Source organism: Streptomyces sp. NPDC039609 (assembly GCF_055596705.1).
The window spans coordinates 911,960-936,541 of record NZ_JBVIUJ010000001.1 but is presented as its reverse complement, the minus strand read 5'-3'; the positions used below and the strand labels follow the sequence as shown (position 1 = coordinate 936,541).

At 68.8% G+C, this 24,582-nt stretch carries 23 protein-coding genes and 4 pseudogenes; 14 read left to right on the top strand and 13 right to left on the bottom strand.

The genetic code is table 11. From position 1 onward, the window contains the following. Positions 1 to 392 precede the first annotated feature (392 nt). The 3 genes and pseudogenes from ACZ561_RS04140 to ACZ561_RS04130 all read right to left on the bottom strand — a co-directional run bounded on the left by ACZ561_RS04140 (position 393) and on the right by ACZ561_RS04130 (position 3,801). Positions 393 to 1,273: pseudogene (locus ACZ561_RS04140) on the bottom strand (IS5 family transposase). 62 nt (positions 1,274 to 1,335) lie between these two features. After that, on the bottom strand, positions 1,336 to 3,555 hold the full coding sequence (locus ACZ561_RS04135; protein ID WP_470989408.1) for a helix-turn-helix domain-containing protein: 2,220 nt from the start codon (positions 3,553 to 3,555) through the stop codon (positions 1,336 to 1,338). Positions 3,556 to 3,561: 6 nt separating this feature from the next. Further along, positions 3,562 to 3,801 (bottom strand): hypothetical protein, encoded by a 240-nt coding sequence (locus ACZ561_RS04130; protein WP_470989405.1) that lies wholly within the window; start codon positions 3,799 to 3,801, stop codon positions 3,562 to 3,564. 573 nt (positions 3,802 to 4,374) lie between these two features. Between ACZ561_RS04130 and ACZ561_RS04125 the strand changes: the two are divergent. The 3 genes and pseudogenes from ACZ561_RS04125 to ACZ561_RS04115 all read left to right on the top strand — a co-directional run. Further along, positions 4,375 to 4,655, top strand: a pseudogene (locus ACZ561_RS04125) (ABC transporter permease); the annotation flags it as partial. A 94-nt stretch (positions 4,656 to 4,749) separates the two neighbouring features. Beyond that, a complete protein-coding gene (locus ACZ561_RS04120) occupies positions 4,750 to 4,887 on the top strand; it encodes a hypothetical protein (RefSeq protein WP_470990061.1) in 138 nt (45 codons plus the stop codon). A gap of 276 nt (positions 4,888 to 5,163) precedes the next feature. Then, complete coding sequence (locus tag ACZ561_RS04115; protein ID WP_470989402.1) at positions 5,164 to 6,516, top strand: chloride channel protein; 1,353 nt, start codon at positions 5,164 to 5,166, stop codon at positions 6,514 to 6,516. Positions 6,517 to 6,753: 237 nt separating this feature from the next. On the opposite strand, the gene ACZ561_RS04110 is transcribed toward ACZ561_RS04115, so the two are convergent. Together ACZ561_RS04110 and ACZ561_RS04105 are read right to left on the bottom strand one after the other, a co-directional pair. Next, positions 6,754 to 8,430, bottom strand: coding sequence for a long-chain fatty acid--CoA ligase (locus tag ACZ561_RS04110; protein WP_470989399.1), 1,677 nt, complete (start codon positions 8,428 to 8,430; stop codon positions 6,754 to 6,756). A 236-nt stretch (positions 8,431 to 8,666) separates the two neighbouring features. Continuing rightward, positions 8,667 to 8,996 carry a hypothetical protein gene (locus ACZ561_RS04105; RefSeq protein WP_470989396.1) on the bottom strand — a complete coding sequence of 110 codons (330 nt, stop codon included), beginning with the start codon at positions 8,994 to 8,996 and terminating at the stop codon, positions 8,667 to 8,669. Between the two features lie 241 nt (positions 8,997 to 9,237). Here ACZ561_RS04105 and ACZ561_RS04100 point away from each other — a divergent pair, with 241 nt between their 5' ends. Both ACZ561_RS04100 and ACZ561_RS04095 read left to right on the top strand, forming a co-directional pair. Further along, entirely contained in the window at positions 9,238 to 10,104 is an 867-nt protein-coding gene (locus ACZ561_RS04100) for a PhzF family phenazine biosynthesis protein (protein WP_470989393.1), read from the top strand. Between the two features lie 76 nt (positions 10,105 to 10,180). Beyond that, positions 10,181 to 10,702, top strand: a complete 522-nt coding sequence (locus ACZ561_RS04095; protein WP_470989390.1) for a hypothetical protein — start codon at positions 10,181 to 10,183, stop codon at positions 10,700 to 10,702. Positions 10,703 to 10,826: 124 nt separating this feature from the next. Here the strand turns inward: ACZ561_RS04095 and ACZ561_RS04090 are convergent, their stop codons facing one another. Together ACZ561_RS04090 and ACZ561_RS04085 are read right to left on the bottom strand one after the other, a co-directional pair. After that, complete coding sequence (locus ACZ561_RS04090; protein ID WP_470989387.1) at positions 10,827 to 11,099, bottom strand: hypothetical protein; 273 nt, start codon at positions 11,097 to 11,099, stop codon at positions 10,827 to 10,829. Between the two features lie 218 nt (positions 11,100 to 11,317). Then, on the bottom strand, positions 11,318 to 11,911 hold the full coding sequence (locus ACZ561_RS04085; protein WP_470989385.1) for an NAD(P)H-dependent oxidoreductase: 594 nt from the start codon (positions 11,909 to 11,911) through the stop codon (positions 11,318 to 11,320). Between the two features lie 315 nt (positions 11,912 to 12,226). On the opposite strand from ACZ561_RS04085, the gene ACZ561_RS04080 reads away from it, so the two are divergent. Beyond that, positions 12,227 to 13,036, top strand: coding sequence for a DUF4232 domain-containing protein (locus ACZ561_RS04080; protein ID WP_470989382.1), 810 nt, complete (start codon positions 12,227 to 12,229; stop codon positions 13,034 to 13,036). 147 nt (positions 13,037 to 13,183) lie between these two features. Here the strand turns inward: ACZ561_RS04080 and ACZ561_RS04075 are convergent, their stop codons facing one another. Further along, positions 13,184 to 13,570: a helix-turn-helix transcriptional regulator gene (locus ACZ561_RS04075; protein WP_470989380.1), complete on the bottom strand. Its 387-nt coding sequence runs from the start codon at positions 13,568 to 13,570 to the stop codon at positions 13,184 to 13,186. A gap of 246 nt (positions 13,571 to 13,816) precedes the next feature. Here ACZ561_RS04075 and ACZ561_RS04070 point away from each other — a divergent pair, with 246 nt between their 5' ends. Next, the gene (locus ACZ561_RS04070) at positions 13,817 to 14,122 is read left to right on the top strand and encodes a hypothetical protein (protein ID WP_470989377.1); all 306 of its coding nucleotides are present in this window, start codon (positions 13,817 to 13,819) and stop codon (positions 14,120 to 14,122) included. A 168-nt stretch (positions 14,123 to 14,290) separates the two neighbouring features. Beyond that, positions 14,291 to 14,584: a hypothetical protein gene (locus tag ACZ561_RS04065; protein WP_470989374.1), complete on the top strand. Its 294-nt coding sequence runs from the start codon at positions 14,291 to 14,293 to the stop codon at positions 14,582 to 14,584. A gap of 119 nt (positions 14,585 to 14,703) precedes the next feature. On the opposite strand, the pseudogene ACZ561_RS04060 reads toward ACZ561_RS04065, so the two are convergent. Further along, positions 14,704 to 14,799: pseudogene (locus tag ACZ561_RS04060) on the bottom strand (Lrp/AsnC family transcriptional regulator); the annotation flags it as partial. A gap of 254 nt (positions 14,800 to 15,053) precedes the next feature. Here ACZ561_RS04060 and ACZ561_RS04055 point away from each other — a divergent pair. Then, positions 15,054 to 15,512, top strand: a complete 459-nt coding sequence (locus tag ACZ561_RS04055; RefSeq protein ID WP_470989372.1) for a PaaI family thioesterase — start codon at positions 15,054 to 15,056, stop codon at positions 15,510 to 15,512. A gap of 425 nt (positions 15,513 to 15,937) precedes the next feature. Next, the gene (locus tag ACZ561_RS04050) at positions 15,938 to 17,821 is read left to right on the top strand and encodes an FG-GAP-like repeat-containing protein (protein ID WP_470989369.1); all 1,884 of its coding nucleotides are present in this window, start codon (positions 15,938 to 15,940) and stop codon (positions 17,819 to 17,821) included. 335 nt (positions 17,822 to 18,156) lie between these two features. Here ACZ561_RS04050 and ACZ561_RS04045 read toward each other — a convergent pair whose 3' ends face one another. After that, positions 18,157 to 19,128 carry an oxidoreductase gene (locus ACZ561_RS04045; RefSeq protein ID WP_470989366.1) on the bottom strand — a complete coding sequence of 324 codons (972 nt, stop codon included), beginning with the start codon at positions 19,126 to 19,128 and terminating at the stop codon, positions 18,157 to 18,159. Between the two features lie 55 nt (positions 19,129 to 19,183). Here ACZ561_RS04045 and ACZ561_RS04040 point away from each other — a divergent pair. From ACZ561_RS04040 to ACZ561_RS04030, 3 genes and pseudogenes are all read left to right on the top strand, one after another. Then, positions 19,184 to 19,604, top strand: a pseudogene (locus ACZ561_RS04040) (MerR family transcriptional regulator). Between the two features lie 108 nt (positions 19,605 to 19,712). Next, positions 19,713 to 20,063, top strand: a complete 351-nt coding sequence (locus tag ACZ561_RS04035) for a hypothetical protein (protein ID WP_470989363.1) — start codon at positions 19,713 to 19,715, stop codon at positions 20,061 to 20,063. A 107-nt stretch (positions 20,064 to 20,170) separates the two neighbouring features. Continuing rightward, entirely contained in the window at positions 20,171 to 20,743 is a 573-nt protein-coding gene (locus tag ACZ561_RS04030; protein WP_470989360.1) for a GNAT family N-acetyltransferase, read from the top strand. Positions 20,744 to 20,771: 28 nt separating this feature from the next. On the opposite strand, the gene ACZ561_RS04025 is transcribed toward ACZ561_RS04030, so the two are convergent. Then, positions 20,772 to 21,149, bottom strand: a complete 378-nt coding sequence (locus ACZ561_RS04025; RefSeq protein ID WP_470989357.1) for a fic family toxin-antitoxin system, toxin component — start codon at positions 21,147 to 21,149, stop codon at positions 20,772 to 20,774. After that, positions 21,149 to 21,388, bottom strand: a complete 240-nt coding sequence (locus tag ACZ561_RS04020; RefSeq protein WP_470989354.1) for a hypothetical protein — start codon at positions 21,386 to 21,388, stop codon at positions 21,149 to 21,151. Before ACZ561_RS04020 ends, ACZ561_RS04025 begins: the two co-directional genes overlap by 1 nt. 129 nt (positions 21,389 to 21,517) lie before the next feature. On the opposite strand from ACZ561_RS04020, the gene ACZ561_RS04015 reads away from it, so the two are divergent. Next, positions 21,518 to 22,681 (top strand): Rieske 2Fe-2S domain-containing protein, encoded by a 1,164-nt coding sequence (locus ACZ561_RS04015; RefSeq protein WP_470989351.1) that lies wholly within the window; start codon positions 21,518 to 21,520, stop codon positions 22,679 to 22,681. Between the two features lie 32 nt (positions 22,682 to 22,713). On the opposite strand, the gene ACZ561_RS04010 is transcribed toward ACZ561_RS04015, so the two are convergent. Then, positions 22,714 to 24,306 (bottom strand): MFS transporter, encoded by a 1,593-nt coding sequence (locus ACZ561_RS04010; protein WP_470989349.1) that lies wholly within the window; start codon positions 24,304 to 24,306, stop codon positions 22,714 to 22,716. Positions 24,307 to 24,582 lie beyond the last annotated feature (276 nt).

Sequence of the window (24,582 nt, the reverse complement as noted above, 5' to 3'; positions counted from 1 at the left end):
CCGTGTTCATTGGGACACCAAAGGATCTGCAAGAGGTTGATGCCAGCGGGCCACCAGGGTCCCGGCGCGTCGCGCTGGAATGTGCGACCGGCACCATGACCGCGGCAGGCACGCCGGCAGGGCCGTTCTCGTCGGGCAATGAGCATTCGGGCCACGGTTCATCGCCCGGCCACAGCAGCGGTCCGCCGATCGAGCTGTTCCGGCAGTCTGGCTCTGCCCGCTCGGGGTGGAGCACGACTGCGTCGCGCGCGTGGGGGGGCGAGTTCGGGAAGCACAGCGAGTATCGAATCGATCGACGGTCTGGGGGTGCGCGTCATCCTGCCTTCCGATCAGCTGGTCGTAGATCGCTCGCAGCGTTTAGGCCAGCTGTGACAGCGGTTCCCACTCGCGGATCATGAGCGGAGCCACAGCCGAATCGCGGCAGCCGTGACAGCGCCGTGAAAGACGTACGCCCGCTTCTCGTATCTCGTCGCTACAGCCCGGAAGCCCTTGAGTGCCAGGATGGTTCGCTCCACTTCATTCCGGCGGGCATATCGTCCGCGGTCGAAGCCGGGAGGCAGGCCGCCAGTACTTCCGCGACGTCGACGGTTGGCTTGCTGGGTCCTCGGTTCGGGGATGGTGTGCTTGATCTGGCACCTGCGTAGGTAACGCCGGTTTCTGCGGGATGAGTACGCCCTGTGGCCGCCAAGATGGTCGGGCCGGGTGCGCGGGCGGCCGCCGTTGACGCGGGGGACGCGGATGCGGTCCAGGACCGGGATCATCTGGGGCGCGTCGCCCCACTGCCCCCGCGTGATCAGCAGGGCTAGCGGGCGGCATCTCCCCTCCCCAACGAGGTGGATCTTGGGTTGTCAGGCCACCGCGGGAGTGGCCCAGGGCCTCCTCCTCTCGATGCTGGGCAGGCCGGGAGCGCCTGCCGCTGATCTGGGGCGGTCGGTTGCGGGCACCGGCCGCGTGCTGGTGAGCCCGGCATACGGTGGAGCCACCCTCACCATGGACCAATCGATGCGTCCCTCGGTATCGGCGTCAGCCTGCACGGCATGCAAGATCGTGTCCCAGGTGCCGTCCGCCGACCAGCGCCTATGCCTGTCGTAGATCGTCCTCCAGCTCCCGAAACGCGCGGGCAGGTCACGCCATGGCACACGGTCCGGAGCCTGAAAAGGATCCCGTTGATGACGATCCGGTGATCCTTCCACCGGCCCCTTCTGCCAACGGCCTTCAGTAGATGCCCTTCCAGACGAGACGACTCGCGGTCTGACCGATCGCCCCTCCCCACGCCGAACAGAACGATGGAATGGAAGCCTCGGTCACCGACCCGTCGGACAGGCACTAGGCGAATCAGGCTCCCTGCCCGCCCCAGCGGAAGGCCCTGGCGGGCAGATCGGCTGCCGAGTGCGGGAGCGTGCCGGTGTAGTGCCGGGCCAGGACTGCGTCGGTGAAGTGGTAGGCCCCTTCGTCGACGACGAGGAGCCCTTGTTTCCGTGCGGCTTTGAGTGTGTCACTGAGGTTGTTGAGCCCCTTGCGGTCGTGACGGTTGAAGTAGCAGCGGGCCCAGTGGGGTGCCGCCAGGGTGCCGACAAGGATCGTGAGCAGCAGTGCTGTTCCAAGGACGGCGGAGGCGGCGACGAGAGTCGGGGTTTCGGAGGTGTTTTCCTGGATCGTGGAGGGGATGCAGGCGGCCGTCATGCTGACCATGAAGAGGGCGATGAGAAGTTCCAGGCCCAGCCATGCGCTGCGGCGTTCGCGCGGGGACGGGCGCGGGCCATGGTCCACGGTGTGCTGCCTGGGGTTGGCGTCCGAGTAGGCCGCCCTGCCGATGAAGGCAATCGCATAGACGGCGAAGATGGGACCGAGCACAGCAGCGCTGGGCCCCCCGGTGAGGGTGGTGATCAGCGAGCACAGAACGCAGGGAAGGGCAGGCAGGCTTGCTCTGCTGGCGAGAGCCCGCAACATCGCGGGGTGCGGCTCAGTACGGATCACGGCCGAGGGCGGGCGCGTGACAACCGGGTGCATCATGGCGGCGATGATGACGGCAGCCACCACGGCGTACGGCACCAGTCGCATAGGAAGGCTGCCGTCGTACTCGCCTTCCGAGCTGATGGTGTCCTCGGCCAGTGTGACCCACGTGTAGAAGAACGCCAGGACGGCGATCAGGAGCGTGAGGTAGGGACGCTTGGGGGGTTGCCAGCCGGCGCCGCCCACGGTGCGGCTTCCGTCGGGGCGCGCCGGCTGGCGCAGGAACAGCGCCAGTGACGCTTGGAAGCGGTCAGCGGTGTGGGGTGCGGAGTAGCCGGTGGCGCAGGCGTGTTTGGCGACGGCTGGCAGGTAGCCGGATTCGATGACCTGGCGCTCGATGTCGTGGCGTGACTTGCCCAGCAGGTCTGCTGGGTCGGCTCGTCCGTCGCTGAACGCCTGGCGGGCGGCGCAGGCCATGGAAGGGGCCGAGAGAACGTCCCAGAGCTCCGGGGCTTCGGTGGCGGCGAGTACGGGTTCCCATTTGCTGTGTACGAGGGCGGTATCGGCGCTCCGGTTGGTCTGAGGGAGCCATTCTTTGAGGTCGTCGCGCTGCAGAGGGCACAGGACGATGCCGCTGCTGCGTGCCAGAGGTGTGTTGGCGGATTCGACGAGGACGCGGAACGGGTCGGTCTCACTGACCAGGATGACACCGGTGAGGCAGCTGTCGATCTCTTCGAGGGCACGCGGCATGTACTGGGGATCGACCGCGTCGAAGTCGTCCAGGATAGGCAGAAGCTCTCCCGCGCCGAGCAGGACGGAGACCCGCTCAGCCGAGAAGTGTTCCTGCGGGAGGTGTGGCAGGTGGTGCGCTATCCACTCCAGGATGGACACGTATTCCGGGCGCCATTCGGCCAGCGACACCCGGACCGGAACGGCCTTGCCGTGGTGGAGGGCTCTGCCCAGATGGCCGGCGAGTTCGCTCTTGCCGCTGCCCCGCTGGCCGAGGATGACCAGCCGCTGAGACGGCAGGAGCGTGAACAGAGCCCGCAGGTCACCGAAGCGTCCATGAAAGTCGACCTGGGGCGGGCCGTCCATGAGGTCGACCGGTGCCGGAATGAACCGGATCGGCAGCGGTCCCACACCATGTCCGGTGCTCGCCTCGCTGCGCAAGTTCCACACCGACAGTCCGGATGCCAGCGTGTGCTGGGCGGCGGCCCGCAACGGGGAGAGTGAGTCCTTCCCAGATTCGTCGCCCGGCATGAATACGGCGCCGGATCCCGGCGGATCCTCGGCGGCGTTCGGTGCGCGGTCGAGACCGTGGTGAGCGCGGTGGGCGCGGCTGGCTTCCGCGTAGCGGCTGCGCCACAGGTCCAGGCTGGTCGCGGGGTCGCATGCCTTCGCCCAGTCTTCGACCAGGCGCCAGCTGGGGAGGGTGGTGCCGGTCGTGGCGGCCTGCAGCATCGCCTTGCTCCAGTTGACGGTTCCGGCAAGCCGGTCGAGGGTCAGCCCGGCTCCGTGCCGAACGGCCCGCAAGCGGGTGGCGAGTTCCGCCAATTCGGGGATGGTTTCGTCGACGGGCTTCTCGGGACGTCCTCGAGGCATGGCTCGTCACTCCCCCGCCGCGGTGCGGCGGCGTGCGCGCGAGGGCTGGGATGCCGGTGCCAGCAGACGTCGGGCGAGGTCCAGAGCGGTGCCCCCAGCCAGGGTGATCACCGCCAGTGCGCTGCCGGCTTCGTAGCCGTGGCGGACGAGAACAACGGTCGCGATCAGCACGAGAACGATGACCACGATGCGGATCCGCACTTCGTGCGGGAACGACGGCACACAGGAAAGAGGACTGGCGGGCATGGAAGCCTCCTGGGATGACGGTCCGGCCAAGTGGTGTACCGCCCTGCACAGTTGGCGCTGTGTCCAACCGTCAGGCCGGAGCGGGCGATGCATTCAAGATGCCCCAACCCGTCATGCCGGAACAGCCTCGACGCACAGCTCGAGATGAGGCTTATGGAAGCGCTTGTGCTGATTTTCAAACAATGCTGCCGACCATGGGCTGGGTCCCGAACAATTGACTGCCCGCCCTTCCATGCGGTGGACAACACCCCGTTCACGTGCGTCGTGCCAGTTCACCGCCCTGCGAACAAGCCGCACGCAGTCTTCTGTCCGACACCCGGCCCCATCCTCTGTAAAACAATGCCGTCATCTTCGAAACTGGTGCTCGATGCTCAAGCACGAACTAAGGCATCCCAGCCCGAGGCACCCTGGATGACGGTCCGGCGCCTCGCCCCGGGCGGGCGGAGCGACCGTTGGCGCGGCCCTCCACCCGTCCGGGCACACCCTCTACGAGCCCGGAGCCGGCACCACGACGAACAGCAGACCGCCGACCGCGACCGCTCGCCCCCACCGTCCACGACTGCCCACGAACCGGACATGTCCCAGGGCATCGTCGCCCGCTTCCGCACGATGGCGATCCACCGCGGCTCCGTACTCATCGGACACGTCATCGGCAGCGTCCTGCAATGCGTGCTGAGCGTGGTGCTCGTCGGCGCCGTCACCGTGGCCATCGGCTTCCTATCCACGACGCCACCGCCATGGAATGGCTCGCCGCGTTCGGACTGCTCTGCTGTTCACTCTGGCACGCACCTGGGATCGCGGTCGGCATGGGCCTGATCAGTCCGAGATCGGCTACAACGGCCGGCTCGGCCGTCGTCTGGCGCCTGGGCCTGTCTCTTGAATGAGTCGCTGACTGGCGCATGGGGGCCTCTGGGACACTCGGCCAATGGATGAAGCGATGCTCTCGAACTGATCCGCCTGGCCGATGGAGACCAGGTCGTCAGCGTCAGGCTTGCCGACCGTGTGCCGGCGTGGGACCCGGACTACTACGCTGCCGGCATCGTCATCGCCAGCGACTTCGTGAACGCTCAGCTTCGGAACCTGTGACGCTTGAAGACCTGGATCATTGGACCGGAGCCATGGACCGCATCGAGGCGCGCACGAACTTGGGATGCCGGAGGGGACGTACTCACCGTCGACTGGCCGCCTGCAGGCAACGACGGTTACCTCCGCGCCACCCGCATGGACGGCCTCGGAATGCCGACGTCAGGACTGTGTGCCAGCGTGAGGATCGCGCCCGGAGTGGGTGACGGGGCGCCGGCGTTTCGCTGAGGGCAGCCGGTGAGACCTGTGTCGGGTCCGCGTCACGAGGAGGCGAGGCGCATGCCGGACGCCAAGGCGGGACCCACGAACGCGTCACCGCCGGATCCGTCCACGATCCTCCGGAGCCGCAGTTACCTGGTGCTTCTTGGGATGGCCGCGCTGGTCGGCGTACCGGTGTCCGCGGTGGCGTTCGGCTTCCTCGCGCTGGTCGACGAACTTCAGCCGATCCTCTACACCGATCTGCCCAAGGCGCTGGGCTTCCACGGCACACCGCCGTGGTGGCCGCTGCCCCTGCTCGCCGTCGGGGGACTGCTCGTAGGGCTTGCCGTACAGTACCTGCCGGGGCGCGGAGGCCACGAACCGTCGGGCGGACTCAAGGTCTCCGGCACGCCCACACTTGTCGAGCTCCCCGGCATCCTGTTCGCCGCCCTGGCGACTTTGGCCTTCGGCGCGGTCCTCGGACCGGAAGCACCTCTCATCGCTCTCGGTGGCGGACTGGCCGCGGGCGCCGTGCGCCTCGTCAAGCGTGACGTCCCGGAACAGGTGAGCACGATGATGGGCGCGGCAGGCAGTTTCGCGGCGATCAGCTCACTGCTGGGATCACCCCTGCTCGGCGCGTTCCTGCTGATGGAGGCTTCGGGGCTCGGTGGGGCGACGCTGGCCCTGGTGCTGGTGCCCGGCCTGCTCGCCGCGGGCATCGGCGCGCTCATCTTCGTCGGCCTGGGATCCTGGACCGGGCTGGGCACCTACTCGCTGGCACTGACCGACCTGCCCGAGGCCACGAAGCCGACAGTCGCGGAGTTCGGCTGGGCGTTGGTCATCGGTCTGTCGGCCGCCTATCTGGGCGTGGGAATCCGATGGCTCGCCGTTCGTCTGAAGACGCAGGTGGATCGTCGACGTGTGCCGGCCACGGTGGTCATGGGCCTGGTCGTGGCGGGATTGGCGATCGGCTATGCGGAGGGCACCGGCAAGCCGGCAACCGACGTGTTGTACTCGGGCCAGTCGGCGTTGGGTCCACTCCTCTCACAGAGCACCGCCTATTCCATCGGAGCACTGTTGCTGCTGGTGTTGTGCAAGGGCCTGGCCTACTGCGCTTCGCTCAGCAGTTTCCGCGGAGGCCCCGTCTTCCCCGCGATGTTCGTGGGCGCGGCAGGAGGCATCCTGCTCTCCCACGCCCCGGGGCTGTCCCTCGTCGCAGGGTTCGCCATGGGCGTCGGCGCGACGACTGTCGCGATGCTCAGACTTCCGTTGGTCTCAGTCCTGCTGGCCACCCTGCTGCTCGGGTCACAGGGGCTCACCGTCATGCCGTTGGTGATCGTCGCGGTCGTGGTCGCGCATGTCGCGTCCGCCAGACTCACCCCTCCTCCCCCGGAGCCGGAAGGCGAACCGAGGGCGAGCCGACAGCAGTCCTAGGTAGAAACCCCCTCAACTTCGCCTGCCCGGCATCCTGAACGTCACGCCAGAGATTCGCGGCCGTTCATGCGCGGCTGGAGTCCATACGGGCCCGCCCTCTGAAGACGCGTCCCCGGAGAGCGCTCCAGATCCGCCGTTGTGCCCCCCTCCAAACGCGCGCCCCTGTCTCCGGGCGGCGGGCGGGTACCTCTCGCGCGAGAGGGCGGCGTCACGGGCTGACGCCACCCTCTGTCTGGGCTACGCCTTGTCCACCAGGACGACCTCCAGCTCGCCGTCGGCGTACTGGGCCCGGATCAGCTTCTTGTCGAACTTCCCGACGCTGGTCTTGGGCACCGCCGGCAGCAGTGACCAACGCTCCGGCAGCTGCCAGGAGGCGACCCGCCCGCCGAGGAAAGCGCGTAGCACGGTGAAGTCGACCGAGGCACCGTCACGCAGCACCACAGTGGCCAGTGGACGCTCGCCCCATTTGTCGTCGGGTACCGCGACCACGGCGGCCTCGCGTACATCAGGGTGGTCCATCAGGTGGTTCTCCAGCTCCTGGGAGGAGATCCACTCACCGCCGGACTTGATCACGTCCTTGGCCCGGTCCGTCAAGGTCAGGTAGCCGTCGCGGGAGATGACGCCCACGTCCCCGGTGCGCAGCCAGCCGTCCGGGGTGAACTTGTCGTCCGGCCGCTCGGGATGCGCGTCGGCGCCGCCGGGGTGCGCTCCGCCGAAGTACGCGCCGGCGATCCACGGACCGCGGACCTCCAGCTCGCCGGCCGACCGGCCGTCGTGCGGCAGGAGGTCCCCGGAGGGGCCGGACAGCCGCGCCTCCACCGAGGCCGGGAAGCGGCCCTGGGTGATCCGGTAGGCCTGCTCCTCTTCGGAGGTGAGTCCTGCCGGGGGGTGGGCGACCGAGCCCAGCGGGGAGGTCTCGGTCATACCCCAGGCGTGGATCAGCTCGATGCCGTGGCGTTCCTTGAAGGCGCGCATCAGGGCGGGCGGGCAGGCCGAGCCGCCGATCACCACCCGGGTCAGCGACGAGGTGTCGTACGACCCCCGATCGAGTGCGTCGAGCAAGCCGGTCCAGATCGTGGGGACGGCGAGGCTGAAGGTGGGACGCTCGGCGGCGATCATGCGAGCGATCGGCTCGGGCTGAAGAAAGCGGTCGGGCATCAGCAGGTTGGCGCCGGACATGAAGGCGGCATGCGGAATGCCCCAGGCGTTGACGTGGAACATCGGCACCACCGGGAAGACCCGGTCGCTTGTGCCGAGGCCGAAGCTCTCCCCGGCGTTGACCTGGAGGCAGTGCAGATAGATGGAGCGGTGGCTGTAGGCGACGCCCTTGGGGTCGCCGGTGGTGCCGGAGGTGTAGCAGAGGGCGGCGGCTGTGCGCTCGTCGATCTCGGTGGCCCAGGGGAACTCGGTCGGCCGGTCGGCGATCAGCTCCTCGTAGCCGTGGACGGCGCCGGTGAAGTCGGCCAGCGCCGAGCGGTCGCCGTCTCCGACCACGACGATGTGTCTGAGGGTGGGCTGGAGCAGCGGAAGCGCCGGGGCGAGCAGCGGCAGTACGGTGTCGTCGACAAGGATCACGTGGTCGGCGGCGTGGTTGATGACGAAGGCCAGCTGGTGGGTGGGCAGCCGCAGGTTGAGGGTGTGCAGCACCGCGGCCATGCCGGGTACGGCGAGGTAGATCTCGAGGTGCTCGGTGTTGTTCCACATGAGCGTGGCGACCCGCTGGTCGCCGGTGACGCCGAGCTCGTTTCGCAGTGCGTGCGCGAGCTGGGCGGCGCGGGCACCGACCTCGGCGTAGCTGCGGTGCTCGGCCGAGTCCCCGTTCCAGGTGGCGACGGTGGAGCTGCCATGGTGGGTCGAGCCGTGCACCAGTATCCGGCCGACGGTGAGCGGTACGTCCTGCATCGTGCTGAGCACTCGGGTCCTCCTTGATCTGTCGGTTGCACCCCGCCGCACCGCTGCCGGTCATCCCCGAGCCGGAACAGCCGGGCCACCGGAGCCGGCCGCCGGCGCCGCCCGGGGAGCGGTTCCCGGGTGCGGCGCCGACGAGTGAGGGTGGCGGTGTCCGCCGGGGAAGCACGGTCGGGCGGGACCTCGACCGCGGGCTTCGTGCCGGCGGACACCGTGTTCTGTTCCTTTCCGCTGTCGCGGAGTCAGGAGGCGGTGACGGCCCGGTTGTCGGCGGTGAACGGACGTCCGGCGACGAGCTCGGACTCGCGCCCGTCCGGCCCCACCGGGACATCGCCGAGCAGGGTGACACGGTGCAGCCGCCGGTCCACGACGAGGTGTTCCAGATCGCGCGGTGCGAGGTGTGCGGTGACCCGGTTGTCCCAGAAGGCGACGTGCCCGGCGGGTAGGGGCACGACGAGCGCGCGACCACCGCACTTCGGGCAGACCACGAGCATCCGGCCGGTGTACTGGACGAGCCACCTGCCGTGGTCGTGGTGGCGGACCGGTTGGGAGTGCGCGGGCTCGGAGCTCATGGCGGACACCCTGCCAGGCCCGCCCCGTTCTGGGCGACCGGGATATCGGGACGTCGGGACGTCGGGACGTCGGGACGTCGGGACGTCGGGACGTCGGGACGTCGGGACGTCGGGACGTCGGGACGTCGGGACGTCGGGACGTCGGACAGTGCATCCTGCCGCAGCCGCCAAGTCCCGATCGGCTCAGGTGGCTCAGGACCGGGACGGGAACAATCCGCCGGGCCGCGGAGTTGCGTCGATCATGACCACACAGCACGCAGTCCTGCGATACACCGCGTTCTCCTCCGACCCCCACGGCGGCAACCCTGCCGGGGTCGTCCTGGACGCGGCCGGACTCGACGACGACGCGATGCTCGCCATCGCGGCGGATCTCGGCTACAGCGAGTCGGCGTTCCTCACCGCCCCGCCCGAGGACCTCGGCGACGCGAGTGGGCGGGCCTTCACCATCCGGTACTTCAGTCCCAGGGCCGAGGTCCCGTTCTGCGGTCATGCCACCGTGGCGACGGCCGTCGCCCTCGGCGAGCACATCGGCCCCGGCGACCTGGTGTTCGCCACCCGGGCTGGGACCGTGCCGGTGAGCGTGACCGAGGACGCCGGCGTCATGCGGGCCACGCTCACGACCGTCGAGCCGCACATCGAGGCGGTCGGCGACGCGGACCTCGCCGAGGCACTCGCCGCCCTCGACTGGCCCGCCGCAGACCTCGACGCCGCCCTGCCCCCGCGTATCGCCTTCGCGGGCGCCCGCCACCTCGTCGTCGGTGCGGCGACCCGGGAGCGCCTCGCAGACCTCGCGTACGACTTCTCGCGTCTCGAAACGCTCATGCACCGACTCGACCTGACCACCGTGCAGCTGGTGTGGCGCGAGTCCCGCACGGTCTTCCACGTACGCGACCCCTTCCCCGTCGGCGGCGTCGTGGAGGACCCGGCGACCGGTGCGGCGGCCGGCGCTTTCGGCGCGTACGCCCGCGAACTCGGCCTGATCCCGGACGCGTCGGTCCTCACGCTCCACCAGGGCGCCGACATGGGCCGCCCTGGCGTCCTGACCGTGGAACTACGCGAAGGCGACGCCCGGGTGCGGGTGAGCGGAACCGGGACTCGCATCGCCTGAGCGGCCCCGCCCCGGTGCGGGGAGTGTCCGATGGGTCCGCAGGCCGTGCCTGGCCCCGCTCCTAAGCTGAGGTCCTATGGAGAACAGGCTCACCCACGAAGGCAGCGCCTTCATCAACTTTCGGGACTACAAGTTCCAGGATGCGAGTTCGCACGCCTTCAGGTGGGTCGATGCCAAGCATCTGCGGTTCCCCGCGGAGTCTGTCGGTGACAGAGAACTGCTTGCCGCGCTCATCGGGCATGAACAGTTCCGGGACGACTACGCAGGTGGTGGAGTCCTTCCGGAGGGAACCAGGCACGGCCCGTACTGGCTGAGGCTGGTCACCCCCGACGCGTACGAAGCGGTCAGTCGGGAGAAGAGCGAGCTCATCCTGCGGGAGTGGGTGAACCAGTTCGGAGCCGTGCCCGCCGAGTTGGAGGCGGATCTACGGCGCGAGGTGTTCGACCGCCTGGCCGCAGCCGACCGTGTCCACTACCTGACCGGGCTCGGGAGCGAGGCGTTTCACGACTGGGGTGGTGTGCACGGGGAGTTCCACGAGCTGGTGATCATCAACTGCTCGGCGGGGCACATCACTCTGCTCGTCGCCGCCGACGACTGAGCAGATCAGCAGGCCGATTACGGCGGAGACACCGGAGAGATCAGCGTGGCCGTGCTGCTTCCGGTTTCGAAGCCGGTGGGGCGCCTGAGAGTTGTCCTGCAAGTGGTCCCGTTGGCGGTGGGCTTCAGAGGAAGACCAGCGGGACGTCCTTCTCCATGCAGAGCCGCAGGACGCCCGCCAGCCGGCGGGCGTCCTCGATGTGCTCTCTGAGGAGCTGGTCGCCGCCTTCCCGTGCCCACTGGTCGGTGATCGCCTCCAGCCGGACCAGGATCGACACACACTCGGCAGGCGAGATGTCGTCACCGCCGCCATCCGGATGATCGAGAAGTGGCTCCAGAGCGGTGGACACCTCGCTCCACGGACGCTCGCCGCCGAAGCCCCACATCTCGGAGAGCACGAACCCCTCGGTCTCGGCCAGGCGCCGCCGGAACGCGGCAAAGCCGCTGTAGGACCAGGAGACATCCGGACTACGGTTGTCTCCGTCGCCCGGGAAAAGAACCAGCCCTTTGCGCCCTCCTTGCTAGCCGCACACAGATCAAGGACATGCGTTCACCTCGCCATACTCGGCGGTCCTTCGTACGACGGCCGGGCGCGGACTGCTCGGCTCCGGCGATGTCACACCAGCAGTGCGGCTGCCTGCTCACGCGCCTGGTGCAACCAGGACGCGCGCGCTTCATCGGTTGAATCGGTGACTGTACGGAAGACGACCCGACGGACTTCGGTCACCCCCACGTACGGCAGCACGCAGGCCGACCAGATCCTGTCCAGCGGGTCGCCGAACTCGCTCTCTTCGCGGTCGGCGGGAGTGTCCGAGGTATTCAGGACGAGGGCCCGGCCGGCATTCAGCAGCCCGGCGGGCTCGCCCTCCGCAGTGCTGAGTTTGTACGCGACGCCGGGCGCCAGTACGCGCTGCACCCAGCCCGTGAGGACTGCGGGCGGCATTCCCCACCAGTTCGGGTGTACGAACACCAGGGCGTCGAGTGTGGCCACTTCCGCACGATGCAGCGCCACCTGCGAGTCAGCCGCGTCCGAGACCGGCTGGACCGTCCGCGTCTCGTCGGCGGCAAGCGCGGGTGCGAACCCTTCGGCGTAGAGGTCGTGTGCGAGCACCTCGCACCCTCGGTCGCGCAGTTCTTCCACGACGGCGTCGAAGACAGCATGGTTGAAGCTGCCCGGCCGTGGGTGTGCGAGATAGACCCCTGCGCGCATTGCTCATCCCCCGAAGACATCAGTAGCCGCTGGCCAACGAATCGCGAGCAGCTTATGCAACCGGGACGATCGACCGCCACTGGATCGATCACCATCACCGATGACCACAACTACCCGCGGAATCCACCGTCGTTGGTCGGCCCATCGACTTCCGGTCCGATCTCAACGGCGGTCGGCGGTCGGCGTCGCGAGGACGAGGCCGGCCGCGTGCGGGGAGGGCGTCGGGATGCATGCTCGCGGAAGCTGTGGCGGAGTTCCGTGACCGCCTGAACGGAATGGTTTCCTTCACGTCCTGTGTCCGTAACGGTCCCCCGGATGAGGGGCTTCAGCGAATCCGCCGGGGCATGCAACGGGCAGTCGACCGATCCGTTCGAGCCAAGGCAAACGGGGGCCACCAGGCGTACTGTCCGCAACAGTTGGAGGTCCTACGCCCTTGGGGTCGCGGCCCTCGCCGCGCTCCTCTCGTCCACGGCCTGCGAGTCCGGCGGCGGCACGGACAAGGGCAAGGGCAAGGGCCCCACCGCCTCCAACACCCCCAGGGCGACCGGTACGCCCGGCCCCTCCGGGACGCCGGGTACAGGCGGCACCGCGCAGCCCGGTGACCGGGGCACGACCGGCGCCTCGAAGACACCGGGGAGCGGCTCGGCCGAACCCGGTGGTGGCGGGACGAGTGCCACCACGGCCTGCAACGACAACGACCTCTCGATCGGCACGTCGGTCTGGCGACAGGACTCGGGGCAGCACCTCCTCATCACGGCCGTCAACTTCACCGAGAAGGCCTGCACCCTCTACCACTATCCGCACGTCGGCTTCGGCGCCGACATCGAGGCCCCGATCAGCCAGATGGGGGCCAAGCCGCGGGCGATCGCCACGATCGGGCCGAAGGAGAAGGCGTACGCGGGCGTGTTCCTCTTCCGAGGCAGCGAGGCGACCGTCGCCGTCGAGGCGTTCTCCATCGGCTACCAGGACCGTGCCCTCGGCAGCAACAGAGATGTGGCGATGCTCGACATCTCGCTGTCCGACGAGATCGGCTTCCTCAACGTCGGCTCCAACCCCCGGGTCACGTACTGGAACCGCGATCTCCGCGCGATCGAGGACTTCTTGTTCAGGTCGGGCAAGAGCTAGCGCGTCGCCTGCGGCGCGACCGCGTTCCAGAACCGCACCGGGACCCCACACAAAGGCTTCCGGGCCGTTTTCGCGTCCTGGAAACGCGCGCCCGCGCCGAAGGCCCGGTGTGCCGGAGTGCCTGCATTCACTCCCGGGGCCGGGCGGTCAGGCCGATCGTCTCGGGTCCGGCCCGCCGTGGCCCGTCCCGGTCGTGGCAGGCGTACGCCCCGCCGGGGCGCTGGTCGCCCCGGCGGGAGCGGACAGCAGGGCCAGGAGGCCGGCGATCTCATGGCCCGCTTCGGCAGGGTGCCGGAACCGGGCCCTGGCGTTGATCTCGTAGCGGTTGCGCCGGCCGTCCGAGCCGCGAGTGCGCGTGACGTATCCGTCCGCCTCCAGATCGGCGACGATCGCCTGCACGGTCCTCTCGGTCACCCCGCACTCGGTCGCGACGTCCCTCAGCCGGATACCGGGATCCCTGGCGAGCATGAGGAGGACCCGGGCGTGATTGGTGAGAAACGTCCAGCTCGGGTGGTGGTGAGCACCATGTGCCATGTCCTACCACTGCCCCTCTCTGTGGTGGATCATTCAGCATACGTCCTGTTTTTCACGTATTCCTTGACGTATATCGGAGATACGGGCACCATTGCGGGTGGAGTGCTCCGACAGATTCCGACCCGGCCCCGAGCGGTACACACCGCCTCGCAGTCCTGCTGGGGGTGCATGATGACCTCCGACGACCGCCACATCCCCTGTGGGGTATGCGGATGCCCCATCGGCCCGCACCCGCACAAGGGACGTGTGCCTGATTCCTCGTACGTAGACCCGCACGACCCCCGTCACGACGGCCGGCGCCCCTTGCTGGCCTGTAGCAGCGAGCACCTCGCGCGCCTCGAGGAAAAGGTACGAGGCCGTCCGTACCACGAGGCGGAGCTGTGGTTCGCGAAGATCACCCAGGTCATGGCACGGCACCACTACGGCATCAGCATGGCCGATCTCAGCCGGGAAACCGGACTCGACCTGCATCAGCTCGAAGCCGGGGCTCTGTGGATCACCCATCTCGACCACGGCCCGCGCTCCACGGCCCGCAATCGCGGTGCCGCCTGAATCCCTTCGCAGATCAGCGTCCCGCGCGGGAGCTGCACCGCACGCGGATTTCCGTGGCGTGCAGAAGTCCGCTCGACCCCGGACAATGATCGATGGCCCCTCCCGGGCCGCCCCCGTTGGGCATGGAACGTCCCACCCAGCAGGGACGCGGCACAGAAGGAGACCGTCATGCTCATCACCTACGCCATCGAGGACGGCGTCCTGCACGTGACACTGCTGCGCGACCTCGACATCACCACCCGGGCCGCGGCCTCCCTGGAAACCGAGGCGCTCGTCCACGCCCACCGCCCACGGCACGTCCGCGTACAGCTGCCCACCCTTGATCCGTCGCCGGCCTCTCTCAGCGCGCTCACGCGCGCCCGGCGGCTGTGCGAGCACCTGGGGATCCCTCTCAGCGTCGTCGGCCCCGCACAGGCGGCCATTCCCGAGGCGGGCCCCTCGGCGCCGGGTGCCGCCGCGTGAGCGACAGCGGAGCAGAGCTCGGCACCGGAGCACCCCACGGGACTCGACGGAGCTTCGGCCCGCCCGGCCGCACTCCATAGTCGGCCGGGAGGCGCGCTCCGGCGCCGTACCCGGCGTTCCGGCAGCGGCCGGTCGGCGATGCCGCTCTTCATGACGAGCGTGGAGTTCAGGCGCTGGACGCCGGGCAGCTTGGCCTGCCGCTGGTCGTACAGCCGCATCGATACCGTGGGCGGTTGGCCGGTGGCCGCGCAGACCGGGCTGCTCGGCACGCTGCGCTTGACGGCCTGCACGCTGGTCCACCTCGCCGTCGGTGTGCCGGCCCGCACCGTCCTGAAGGCCAGGCCCTCGGCCGCCCGGGCGGTCACCCGCGCATACGGTGCATGATGATCGCCATCGGAGGGTCCTGCCGGTGCGACATCTGGCCGGCCGACGCGCCCACCTCACCCTGTGAACATACGAAGGAGAGCGCATGGACGACCGGACGCAGCACGAACAGGCGGGCCCCGAGGTGGAGAAGCGCATCCAGGCGAGCTTCGATCGCCAGGGGCTGATGGCACACCTCGGTGCCCGGATAACCCACATCGGCCCCGGCCGCGTGCACATCGTCCTCCCGAGCCGGCCCGAAGTGACCCAGCAGCACGGCTACTTCCACGCCGGCGCCACCAGCGCCGTCGCGGACACCGCCGGCGGCTACGCCGCCTACACGCTGTTCCCCGAGGACACCGAGGTGCTCACCGTCGAGTACAAGATCAACCTTCTCGCGCCCGCCACTGGCGACCACCTTGAGGCGGTCGGATCCGTGCTGAAGGCCGGACGCACGTTGACCGTGTGCCAGTTGGAGGTGTTCGGTGTCCAGGAGGACGGGGCACGCACGCTCGTCGCCAACGGCCAGCAGACACTCATCCGCGTGAACAGGCCGGAACAGTAGGCCCGCAACGTCGAGCGCCGTCGCGTCACGCCCATGAGACGCCGAGGTCGGCGAGCGCGGCGCCGCTCCTGAGTGAGCATGTCTCGGCGGGTCCTGGTGTTGGCGGCCCCGGACTCCCGGCTTCACGGCCAGAGGCTTCGAGCTTGACGACCCATGGCTCGCAACACTCGGGAGCGCGATCGGCACCCCCGACTCGGACTTGCTGTATGGCCTGCGGCAATGTCCGACTGAGGCCCCGTCGCCCGCATACTCTCCACGCTCTACCGGGGTATACGGAACGTCACATTCATCCGTACAACCATCCGACTCGGGTACGAGTCTCCGCCAGGTAATCAGTAGACCGGCGCCCAGAGCGTGAACATCCGGCACCGTGACCACCGGTGCAACGGGGGTTGTCGTTCGGTGCGCCTGACGGACGGACAGGGATGAAACTTACCGGGCTCCTGGCGGGAGCGCTGGCCGGCACCATGGCGCTGCTCGGACTCCCCGCGACAGCAGCGGTGGCAACGGATACCCCGTACAGTCCCGCTCCACCGACCATGACAGTCGTCTCCTGGAACATTTGCGGTGAAGCAGGCGCGCCCAGAGGATCGGAGGGCTATTGCCCTTACCGCCGGCTCGTCAAGGACGAGACCGGGGCGACGATTGATCAGAACGTCCTCAAGGCCCAGGAGATCGCGGAGCTGGTCAGTGAGCAGAGCGCGGACGCCATCGTGCTCCAGGAGGTCTGCGGCACACCGGAGGGGCTCCCTGAGAATCTGGGGCCAGGTACCCACCAGGCCGAACTGGAGAAGGCACTCCAGAAGACCGGGGAAACGTGGAGCTTCTACTTCAGCTCGGTGAGGCGAGGGGACGACACGCTCGACCCCAATGCGGATCAGTGGGGCAGTGCCTGCAGGGGCGAAGCCTTTGGTGGTGGCACGAAGGGCAGGCTCGGTAATCTGATCGCCGTCAAGGGCACGATCAGCGCGGCCGACTCGACGAACTCGGTACCTGTGACGACACCGGCCAAGGACAAGCTGGTGCTTCCGGTCCAGTGCGTGGCGGTGGCGGGCAAGCCGGTCGGGGTGTGCAACACGCACATCATCGCAAGCAATGGCTTGGATGACGCCCGGGTCGAGGATCAAGTCAAGAAGGTCAGGACATTCGTCGAGAATTTCAGGGCCCAGCATGATCTTCAGTACACCGCTCTGGGAGGCGACTTCAACCGACCTACCGAGCAAGTCCACGTCAGGTCCGCAGATGGAAGCAAGGAGCGCGACGAGCAGCTCCTGAAGCCGCTGACCGACACGTACGAGAATTGCATCGACGGCACCACCCACCACGGCTGGCAGACGACCAACAACCATCACACCTGGCACGAGTTCGATCACTTCTTCGTCACCCGGCGGGACGAAGGCAGTGCGTTCTCTTCGTGCGACATCGACACGAGCCGCATGGACACCTCGCCGAACGAGGCGAACGAAGCGGTGAACGGCTGGTCCGACCACGCCCCGGTGATCGCCCGTCTGGGCGGTGCCCGTGCTGCCGGCGACCTGAGCGGCGACGGAAAGCCCGACCTGCTCGCCATCGACAGCACAGGAAAGCTGCACCTGTACCACGGTGACGGAAAGGGCGGCACAGCCCCCCACACAGTGAATGGCGTTACGACGAATTCCGAGGTGATCGGCAACAGCGGCTGGCTCGGCGCGTCGATCAGCCACCGCGGGGACTTCACCCGTGACGGTCTGGAAGATGTCGTGGCACGTGTCGGTACCCAGCTTCGTGTCTACCCGAGCCGCTTCATCGGCACCCGCCTCGCGCCGCCCACCGTCATCGCCGACGGCCTCCCGACAGACGCCCAGGTCGTCACCGCCGGAGACATGAACGGCGACGGCGACGCGGACCTCGTCGTCTCCGCCGGCGGCAAGCTGTGGCTGTACGAGAACGACTCTAACGCGGCTGTCTCGCCGGCCGTTTGGCCCCGCGTGGAGATCGGAAACGGCGGCTGGTCGCCCATGACCATCACCGCACCGGGCGATCTCGACAAGGACGGCCACCCTGACCTGCTCGTCCGCGACACCCGGGATGGTCTCCTCTACCGCTACGACGGAAGCACCATGTTCAGCACGCGCGCCCAGATCGGTTTCGCGTTCACCACGACCAGCCGACCGCTGATCGCCGGCGCCGCCGATGCGAACGTCGACGGTGCTGCGGACATGTGGGCCACCACGGGAACCGGCACCCTCAACTTCTACAGCAACCCGGCCAGCAGCTCGACGGCAGTGGTCGGCAACAGCGGCTGGGACACGATCACCGCCATCAGCTGAGCCAGCCGCCCTCCCGGTGTTGCTGCTGTGCGGCCTCGGATCGAATGGAGAGGTCTGGGGCCCATGGGAGCTGTACGGGGCGTACATCCGACATCAGCCTCGATGACGGCAGTCTGACCACGGCGTAGTCATGGACGGCAAAGGGGCACCAGCCGTCCTAACGGGCGGTCCGGTGCCCCTTTTTGCCGTCGGTGTCAAGCGCTGCGGCTGATCCCTTCGCATGTCAGCCCCTCCAGCACGGACCTGGCCGACGGGGCCGACGGGGCCGACGGCAGCGTCGGTGAGGGCCCCGACGGCTGGATCACACGGGCTCGGTGCGGGTCGCGCGCGTGGGTTCATCGGGTGATCGGGGCGGCGCCGGTCGGGGTGAGGGACAGGTCCCAGAGCCGTGCGGCCGCGTCGGGGTCGATGGCGTACGCGCGGACGCCTCCGTCGTCCATCGGCGCGTCGGGGGCGGAGACGCGCGCGACGTCGCAGTCTTCGAGGTAGAGGCCGCCGCGGTCGTCGAGGAGTGGGGAGGTGGCTGCCCACAGACCGGTGGCGGCGCCCTGGGAGGGCGTCTTGAAGTCGGCACCGATCACATTGCCGTGCGCGTCGACCCAGCCGCGTTCGATCTGTTCCCGGAGTGTCATCTCCCGCTGAGGACCGGTAATGATCTTGCCCGGATGGAGAGCGACCGCCCGGACGCCGTCGCCCCGTCCGAGGGCGTCGAGCTGTACGGCGAAGAGGGTGTTGGCGGTCTTGACCTGGCCGTAGGCCAGCCACTTGTCGTAGCCGGCACGGAAGTGCGGGTCGTGCCAGCGGATGTCGGTCAGGGCGTGTCCGGCGGAGCTGTTGACGACGACGCGCGCACCGCCGGCCGCGGCCAGGAGTGGATAGAGCTCGCAGGCGAGGGTGAAGTGTCCGAAGTGGTTGGAGGCGAGCTGGCTCTCCCAGCCGGGGCCGACGTGCCGCTCGGGGGTGGCCATGACTCCGGCGACGGCCATGAAGAGGTCGAGGCCGGTGCGGAAGTCGCTGATCCGAGCGGCCGCGGCGCGCACGCTGTCGAGATCCGCCAGGTCCATGGGGACGATCTCGCAGCCGTCCACATCGGCGAGCGCGGCGCGGGCGATGCCGGGTCGGCATGCCGGAACGACGACCTGGGCCCCGGCGGCCGTGAGGGCGCGGGTGGTTTCCAGGCCGAGTCCGGAGTGGCCGCCGGTCACAACGGCGCTCGTGCCGGAGAGGTCGAGGCCGGTCATGACGTCCTCGGCGGTGCTGGTGGCAGAGAGGAGGGAGCCGAGCGGCTGCTGATGAGTGCTGGTCATGCCGTCGAAGCTACGATCTGGAGCGAGGTCTAGATCAAGTCCTGGACTGGCCGGCATGGCGCCTCCCGAGACCTCTTCGGACCCACTGAGCATCGGCGAAGTGGCAGAGCGGACCGGGCTCAGCGTGCGCACTGCGCTTCTACGAGCGTGAGGGCCTGCTGGTCGGACCGGTCCGGCGCACCTCCGGCGGTTGGCGGAGGTACACCGCGTCGGATGTCGACTGGCTGCTGATCTGCGTCAAGCTGCGTGAATCCGGGATGCCGCCGGCCGACCTCAAGCGCTTCGCCGCGCTGGTGCGGCACGGTCCGGGCAACGAGGCGGAACGGCTGCGGCTGCTCGACACCCATCGGCAGCGCGTCGACGCGCAGATCCATGCGTTGGAGGAGTGCCGTTCCGTCTTCGCCAGGAAGGTCGGCGTCTACGCCGACCACCTCGCCCGCGGCGGGGCCGGCGGACTCTGGGACCCTACGGGCTGAGACAGGAACAAGCGGGACCAGCCGGGCCTGACGCAGGCAGCATGAATCATGGAAGGCGCAGCGATGTCGGTCCGCACGGAGAGCCTGCCGCAGGCGTCGGAACGGCACATGACGGTTCGTGTTCACACGCCGATCGGCGTCGCCGTCGTGCTCTGGCATGGCGATCCGCACGAAGCGAACGGCCACCACCTCGTCGAATGGACCGTCGACGACGACATCGACTGGGGCGAGAACGCGCTGCCGGCCTCTGTCGCCGAGCCGGAACTCCGACAGGACGGTGCCCAGGTCGTCATGCGCGGCCTCCTCGAGCTCACGACGGATGGCGCCGCCCATCTCCGGTTGGGCTCCTGGCTCGTGCTGTTCGATCTCGCCTCACCGGTCCCCCGCGACAGGGACAAGACGTGGGTGGAGATCACCGTGGGAGCGGACAGCGTCGGCCTCCACCCGTACGAGACATGACGTCACAAGATCAGTCGGACGCGTCAAGCAGGACACAGCTCCCCGGGAACGGGCAGGCCTCGCCCGCCGGGCGGCATCGGCTCGCGGGGCGTGGCATCGTGGTGGGCATGGCGATCGAGGTTCGACCTGCTTCGGTCTTCGAGGATGTCCGGGCTGTGCTCGGCCCGAAGTCGGCCGGAGCCAATGTCTGCTGGTGCCTGAGCTACCGGATCCCGTCGAAGCTCAACCAGGAGCTGCGCGGGCCGGCGCGCGGTGAGTACGTCGCCGAGCTGTGCCGCGGGCAGCTTCCTCCCGGGGTGCTGGCCTACGACGGCGACGAGCCGGTCGGCTGGGCCGCCGTGGCCCCGCGCTCGGACACGTCGTTCGCGCGCAGTCGCAGGATCCCGCACGTCGACGATCTGCCGGTCTGGTCGCTGTGGTGCATCCGCGTGCGGCCCGGCCATCGCAAGAGCGGCATCTCGCACGCTCTCATCGCCGGGGCGGTGGAGTTCGCCCGCGGGCACGGCGCGCCGGTGATCGAGGCGTACCCGATCGACAGCGGTGGCGCGAAGGTCGACATGACGATGGCGTACGCGGGGATCAGAAAGAACTTCGAGCGTGCCGGGTTCGCCCATGCCGCTGACACCACCTCGGTACTGGCCGGCTTTCCGAGGGTACTGATGCGACTCGACCTGCGCTGATACGCCGATGTCCCGGCCGGCCACGTCCTCAGTTCGCGCGCGACCAGGTGCGCAGCAGCGCGTTGATCCTGCCGACGGTGCAGGTGGGGTCGATCAGGAGGTTCTTGAGGGCGATGGCGTCGTCGCGGGTGGGCTTGACCGTGATACCGGCGGCTTCCAGGTACATGACGCCGGTGGCAGCGGCGACGGCCATGTTGGATCGTTCCAGCCAGCGGCAGCGGCCCAAGGTGTGTACGAGGGCTGCGGCCTTGGCGTAGGGGCTGTCGTAGACGGACTGCTCGAAGATCTCGGCGCGGTGGCGCGCGACGGCAGCGACGGGGACGCCGTAGTCGTCGGGGGCGGGATCGTTCGCCCCGGCTGCTTCGGCGACCTGCAGGATCCAGGGGATGTCGATGTGCAGTTCCATCAGGCGGCGCGCACCCCGGGGGACGCCTGCTGTGCGTTCTCGGCTTCGTCGAAGACGTCCTGGTGCTCGGCGAGGAACCGGGTGGCGGCGTCCACCGCGCGGGCGCGCAGGCCGCTGGCGTCGTCCTGCACCAGGCGGGCGAGGTAGTCGCCGACGCTCAGACCGAGGTCCGCGGCGCGCTTCTTCGCCAGTTCCGCGACGTCCTGATCCACTCGCGCACCGAGCTGTGTCTTCGCCATGACACGCATGGTAACAGATGTTACCGGCTGGCTGCCAGGCCGCCTTGTCACTCGGTGGGGGGAGCCTGCCCGGCGCGGCGCAGGGGAAGGCATGAGCAAGAGCCTGGCCTGTTCGCGAGGGAGCAGCACATGACCGAGGCCCGAACTGACAGGGGTGATGGGACGATGCCTGCCGGGTCGGATCGCAGCTCCGAAGAGGTCGCCGACCTTCGCCGCACGGGAATCGATCCGGATTTCTGGTACCCGGTGGCGGTGTCGGGAAGCGTCCCCAAGGGAGGGACGTTTGCCGCCGTGTTCGCGGGTGAGCGGATCGCCCTGTACCGGGGCGAGGGCGGGACGGTCTACGCGCTGGAGGACCGTTGCGCCCACCGTCAGGTACCGCTGAGCATGGGCGTCGTGGAAGGCGAGGCGCTGCGCTGCTGCTATCACGCCTGGGCCTATCGGGGAAACGGCCGCATCTCGCAGATCCCCTATCTCCCCAAGGGGACGGATCGGCCGCCGCGTGGTGTGCGCGCATATCCGGTCCGCGAGGCGTACGGTCTCGTCTTCGTCTTTCCCGGTGATCCCGAGAAGGCGTTCGGATCCGGGCTCCCTGAGCTGCCCGCGTTCCATTCCCCCGGGCACAGGACGATGACCTTCTCCCGCACCGTTCGCTGCCACTACACGTTCATGCACGAGAACCTGCTGGACATGAATCACCAGTTCCTGCACCGGGGCGTGCTCGGCAGAATCCAGCCGAAGCTCCTCGGGTACGAAACGGGCCCGGACTTCGTAGAGGCTCGGTACCTGTTCGTACCGGGCGGGGGCCGGAAGGACCGCGGTGCCGGCCTGTTGTCCGCCGAGGGGATGAGCGGCACCTCGACGCCCGACGTCGTCACCGTCCGCTCCCAGTACCCTTACCAGACCCTGCAAGCGGTCCCCGAGAATGCCGCGCTCCCGGTGTTCTCGCTGTGGGCGGCCTACGTTCCCCAGGATGCCGAGCAGCGCGTCAACCACACCTTCGGGCTGCTGTCGATCGCCAAACCGTCCATCCCCGGGGCCCTTCATCTCGCATGGCCGTTGATCCGGCGCTTCACCGAGCGGGTATTCGCCGAGGACCGGATGGCCGTCGAGGCAGAACAACGCGCTTGGGACGAGCAGGGTGCGGACTGGAACCAGGAGGTGTTCCCGCTGATCCTCCATGTCCGCGACATGTTGCGGTCCAACGGTGTCCCGCTCCGCCCCACACCCGCAGCCACTCCTGGCTCATGCGGCGGCATCGCAGGACTCTCGTCGTCTCCCACACATGGTTGAGGCCTGGCCGGCGCTCGCGGAGCTACGTGGGGTCAGCTGCTCTGCGGCGGTTGATCGGTGACTCGCGTTCCGGGGTGCGCCAGTGCGCACAGGAAGGCGACGGCCAGCGCGATCGCCATGCCGTAGAAGACCCATTGGTTGGCCTCGGCGAAGTCCATGCGGATCGCGTCGCCCGCGCCCTGCAGGGCTTTCGCCACCGGCCCGTCGCCGGTGGGGCCCTGACCGTCCGGGTGGCCGGTGATCGCCTCGGCGACCTGACCGGCCGTCGATTCGGCCTCCGCCGGTGGCAGACCGCGTTCCTGGAGCGTTGCGGCGATCCGGTCCGTGGAGACGTGGGTCAGGACGGTACCGAAGACGGCCATGCCGACGGCGGCCGCGTAGTTACGGATCGTCTGGGTGATCCCGGTGACCTCGCCGTACGAGGCGCCGATGGAGCGGTTCACTGCGTCGGTGGATGCGGGGGCCAGCAGGAATCCGATGCCCGCGCCCGCCATGGCCGCGTACGGCCACTGGTCGTGCATCGACAGGTCGGTCAGCTTCTGGGCCCAGAGGAAGAAGCCGACCGCACCGAGCGCGCAGCCGATCTTCATGGCCGGGCGGGCGCCACGCTTGTCGAGGATCTTCCCGCCCCACTGGGAGGCGAGGCCGAAGCCGAGGAAGAAGTACAGCAGGAACAGCGCGGCCTGGTTCGGCGAGGCGCTCAGCGAGACCTGGGCGTACACGGACGCGAAGAAGAACACCGGCACGAAGGCGAGCATCGCGAAGAACAGCACGAGGCTGTCGACCGTGAAGGCCCGGTCCCGGAAGACGTCGAGATTGATCAGCGGGTGCGTCGTGCGCCGCTCGTAGCCGAAGCACAGCAGCAGGATCACCAGACCGCCGACGATGCAGGCCCAGGTAGCGAAGCTGCTCCAGCCCCAGGCCGACGCCTGCTGGAAGCCCAGCACGCTCAGGCCCATGCCGGCGGCGACGAGCACGGCGCCGACGACGTCCAGCCGTTCCGGGCGGCGATTCTCCTGAATCCGGGCCAGCACGGTGAGCACGATCGCGACGATTGCGACAGGCACGTTGACCCAGAAGATCGCCCGCCAGGTCCACTGGGTGAGCCAGCCGCCGAGCAGAGGACCGATGGCGGTCAGGGCCCCGGACAGCCCGAAGAACAGGGCGAGGGCCCGGCCGCGCCGGTCGACTGGGAAGACGGCGACGACGACGGCCAGCGCGGCGGGGAACATCAGGGCGGCGCCGAGGCCTTGGGTGGCGCGGAAGATGATCAGCCAGGTCTGCGCGAAGTCGCCGGCGGGCACGCAGCCGCAGAGGACGGACGAGACGACGAAGAGCAGCGTGCCCAGCAGCATGATCAGACGGTGCCCGAAGAGGTCGGAGAGCCGTCCGCCGAGGGCGAAGAAGGCGGCGAGGGCGAGCAGGTAGGCGTTGACCACCCATTGCATTCCGGAGGCGGACAGCCCGAGCTCGTCGGTGATGCTCGGAGCGGCGATCGAGACGATGGTCTGGTCGATGAAGGTCATCGACACCGCGAAGAGCATGGCCGCCAGGGCGAGCTTCTGACGGGGCGCCTGCGGGGTCGCGACTCCGGGCGGCCCGGACGGCGTGGAAGTACCAACCATGTAGGGATGATCTCCCCGGACCGTCGCACGTGCATGCCGGGGCGACGCACCGCGACCGTGGGCGTGAATTGCCTGTCGGCTGCCCTCCTCGCCCCTTCGTGGTGCCGTCACCCGGATGTCGGCGTCGGCCGGCATCCGCTCCACCGGCCCGACCCGCTCGCCCCCCGGCACGAGACGTGCGATGCCGTGCTGCCGGCCTCGTGAGCGGCGCCCCGCGCCCACCGGGGGCCACGGCCGGTGCGGTGGTTCCGTGCGGCGCGTGCACTTCCGAGCTCT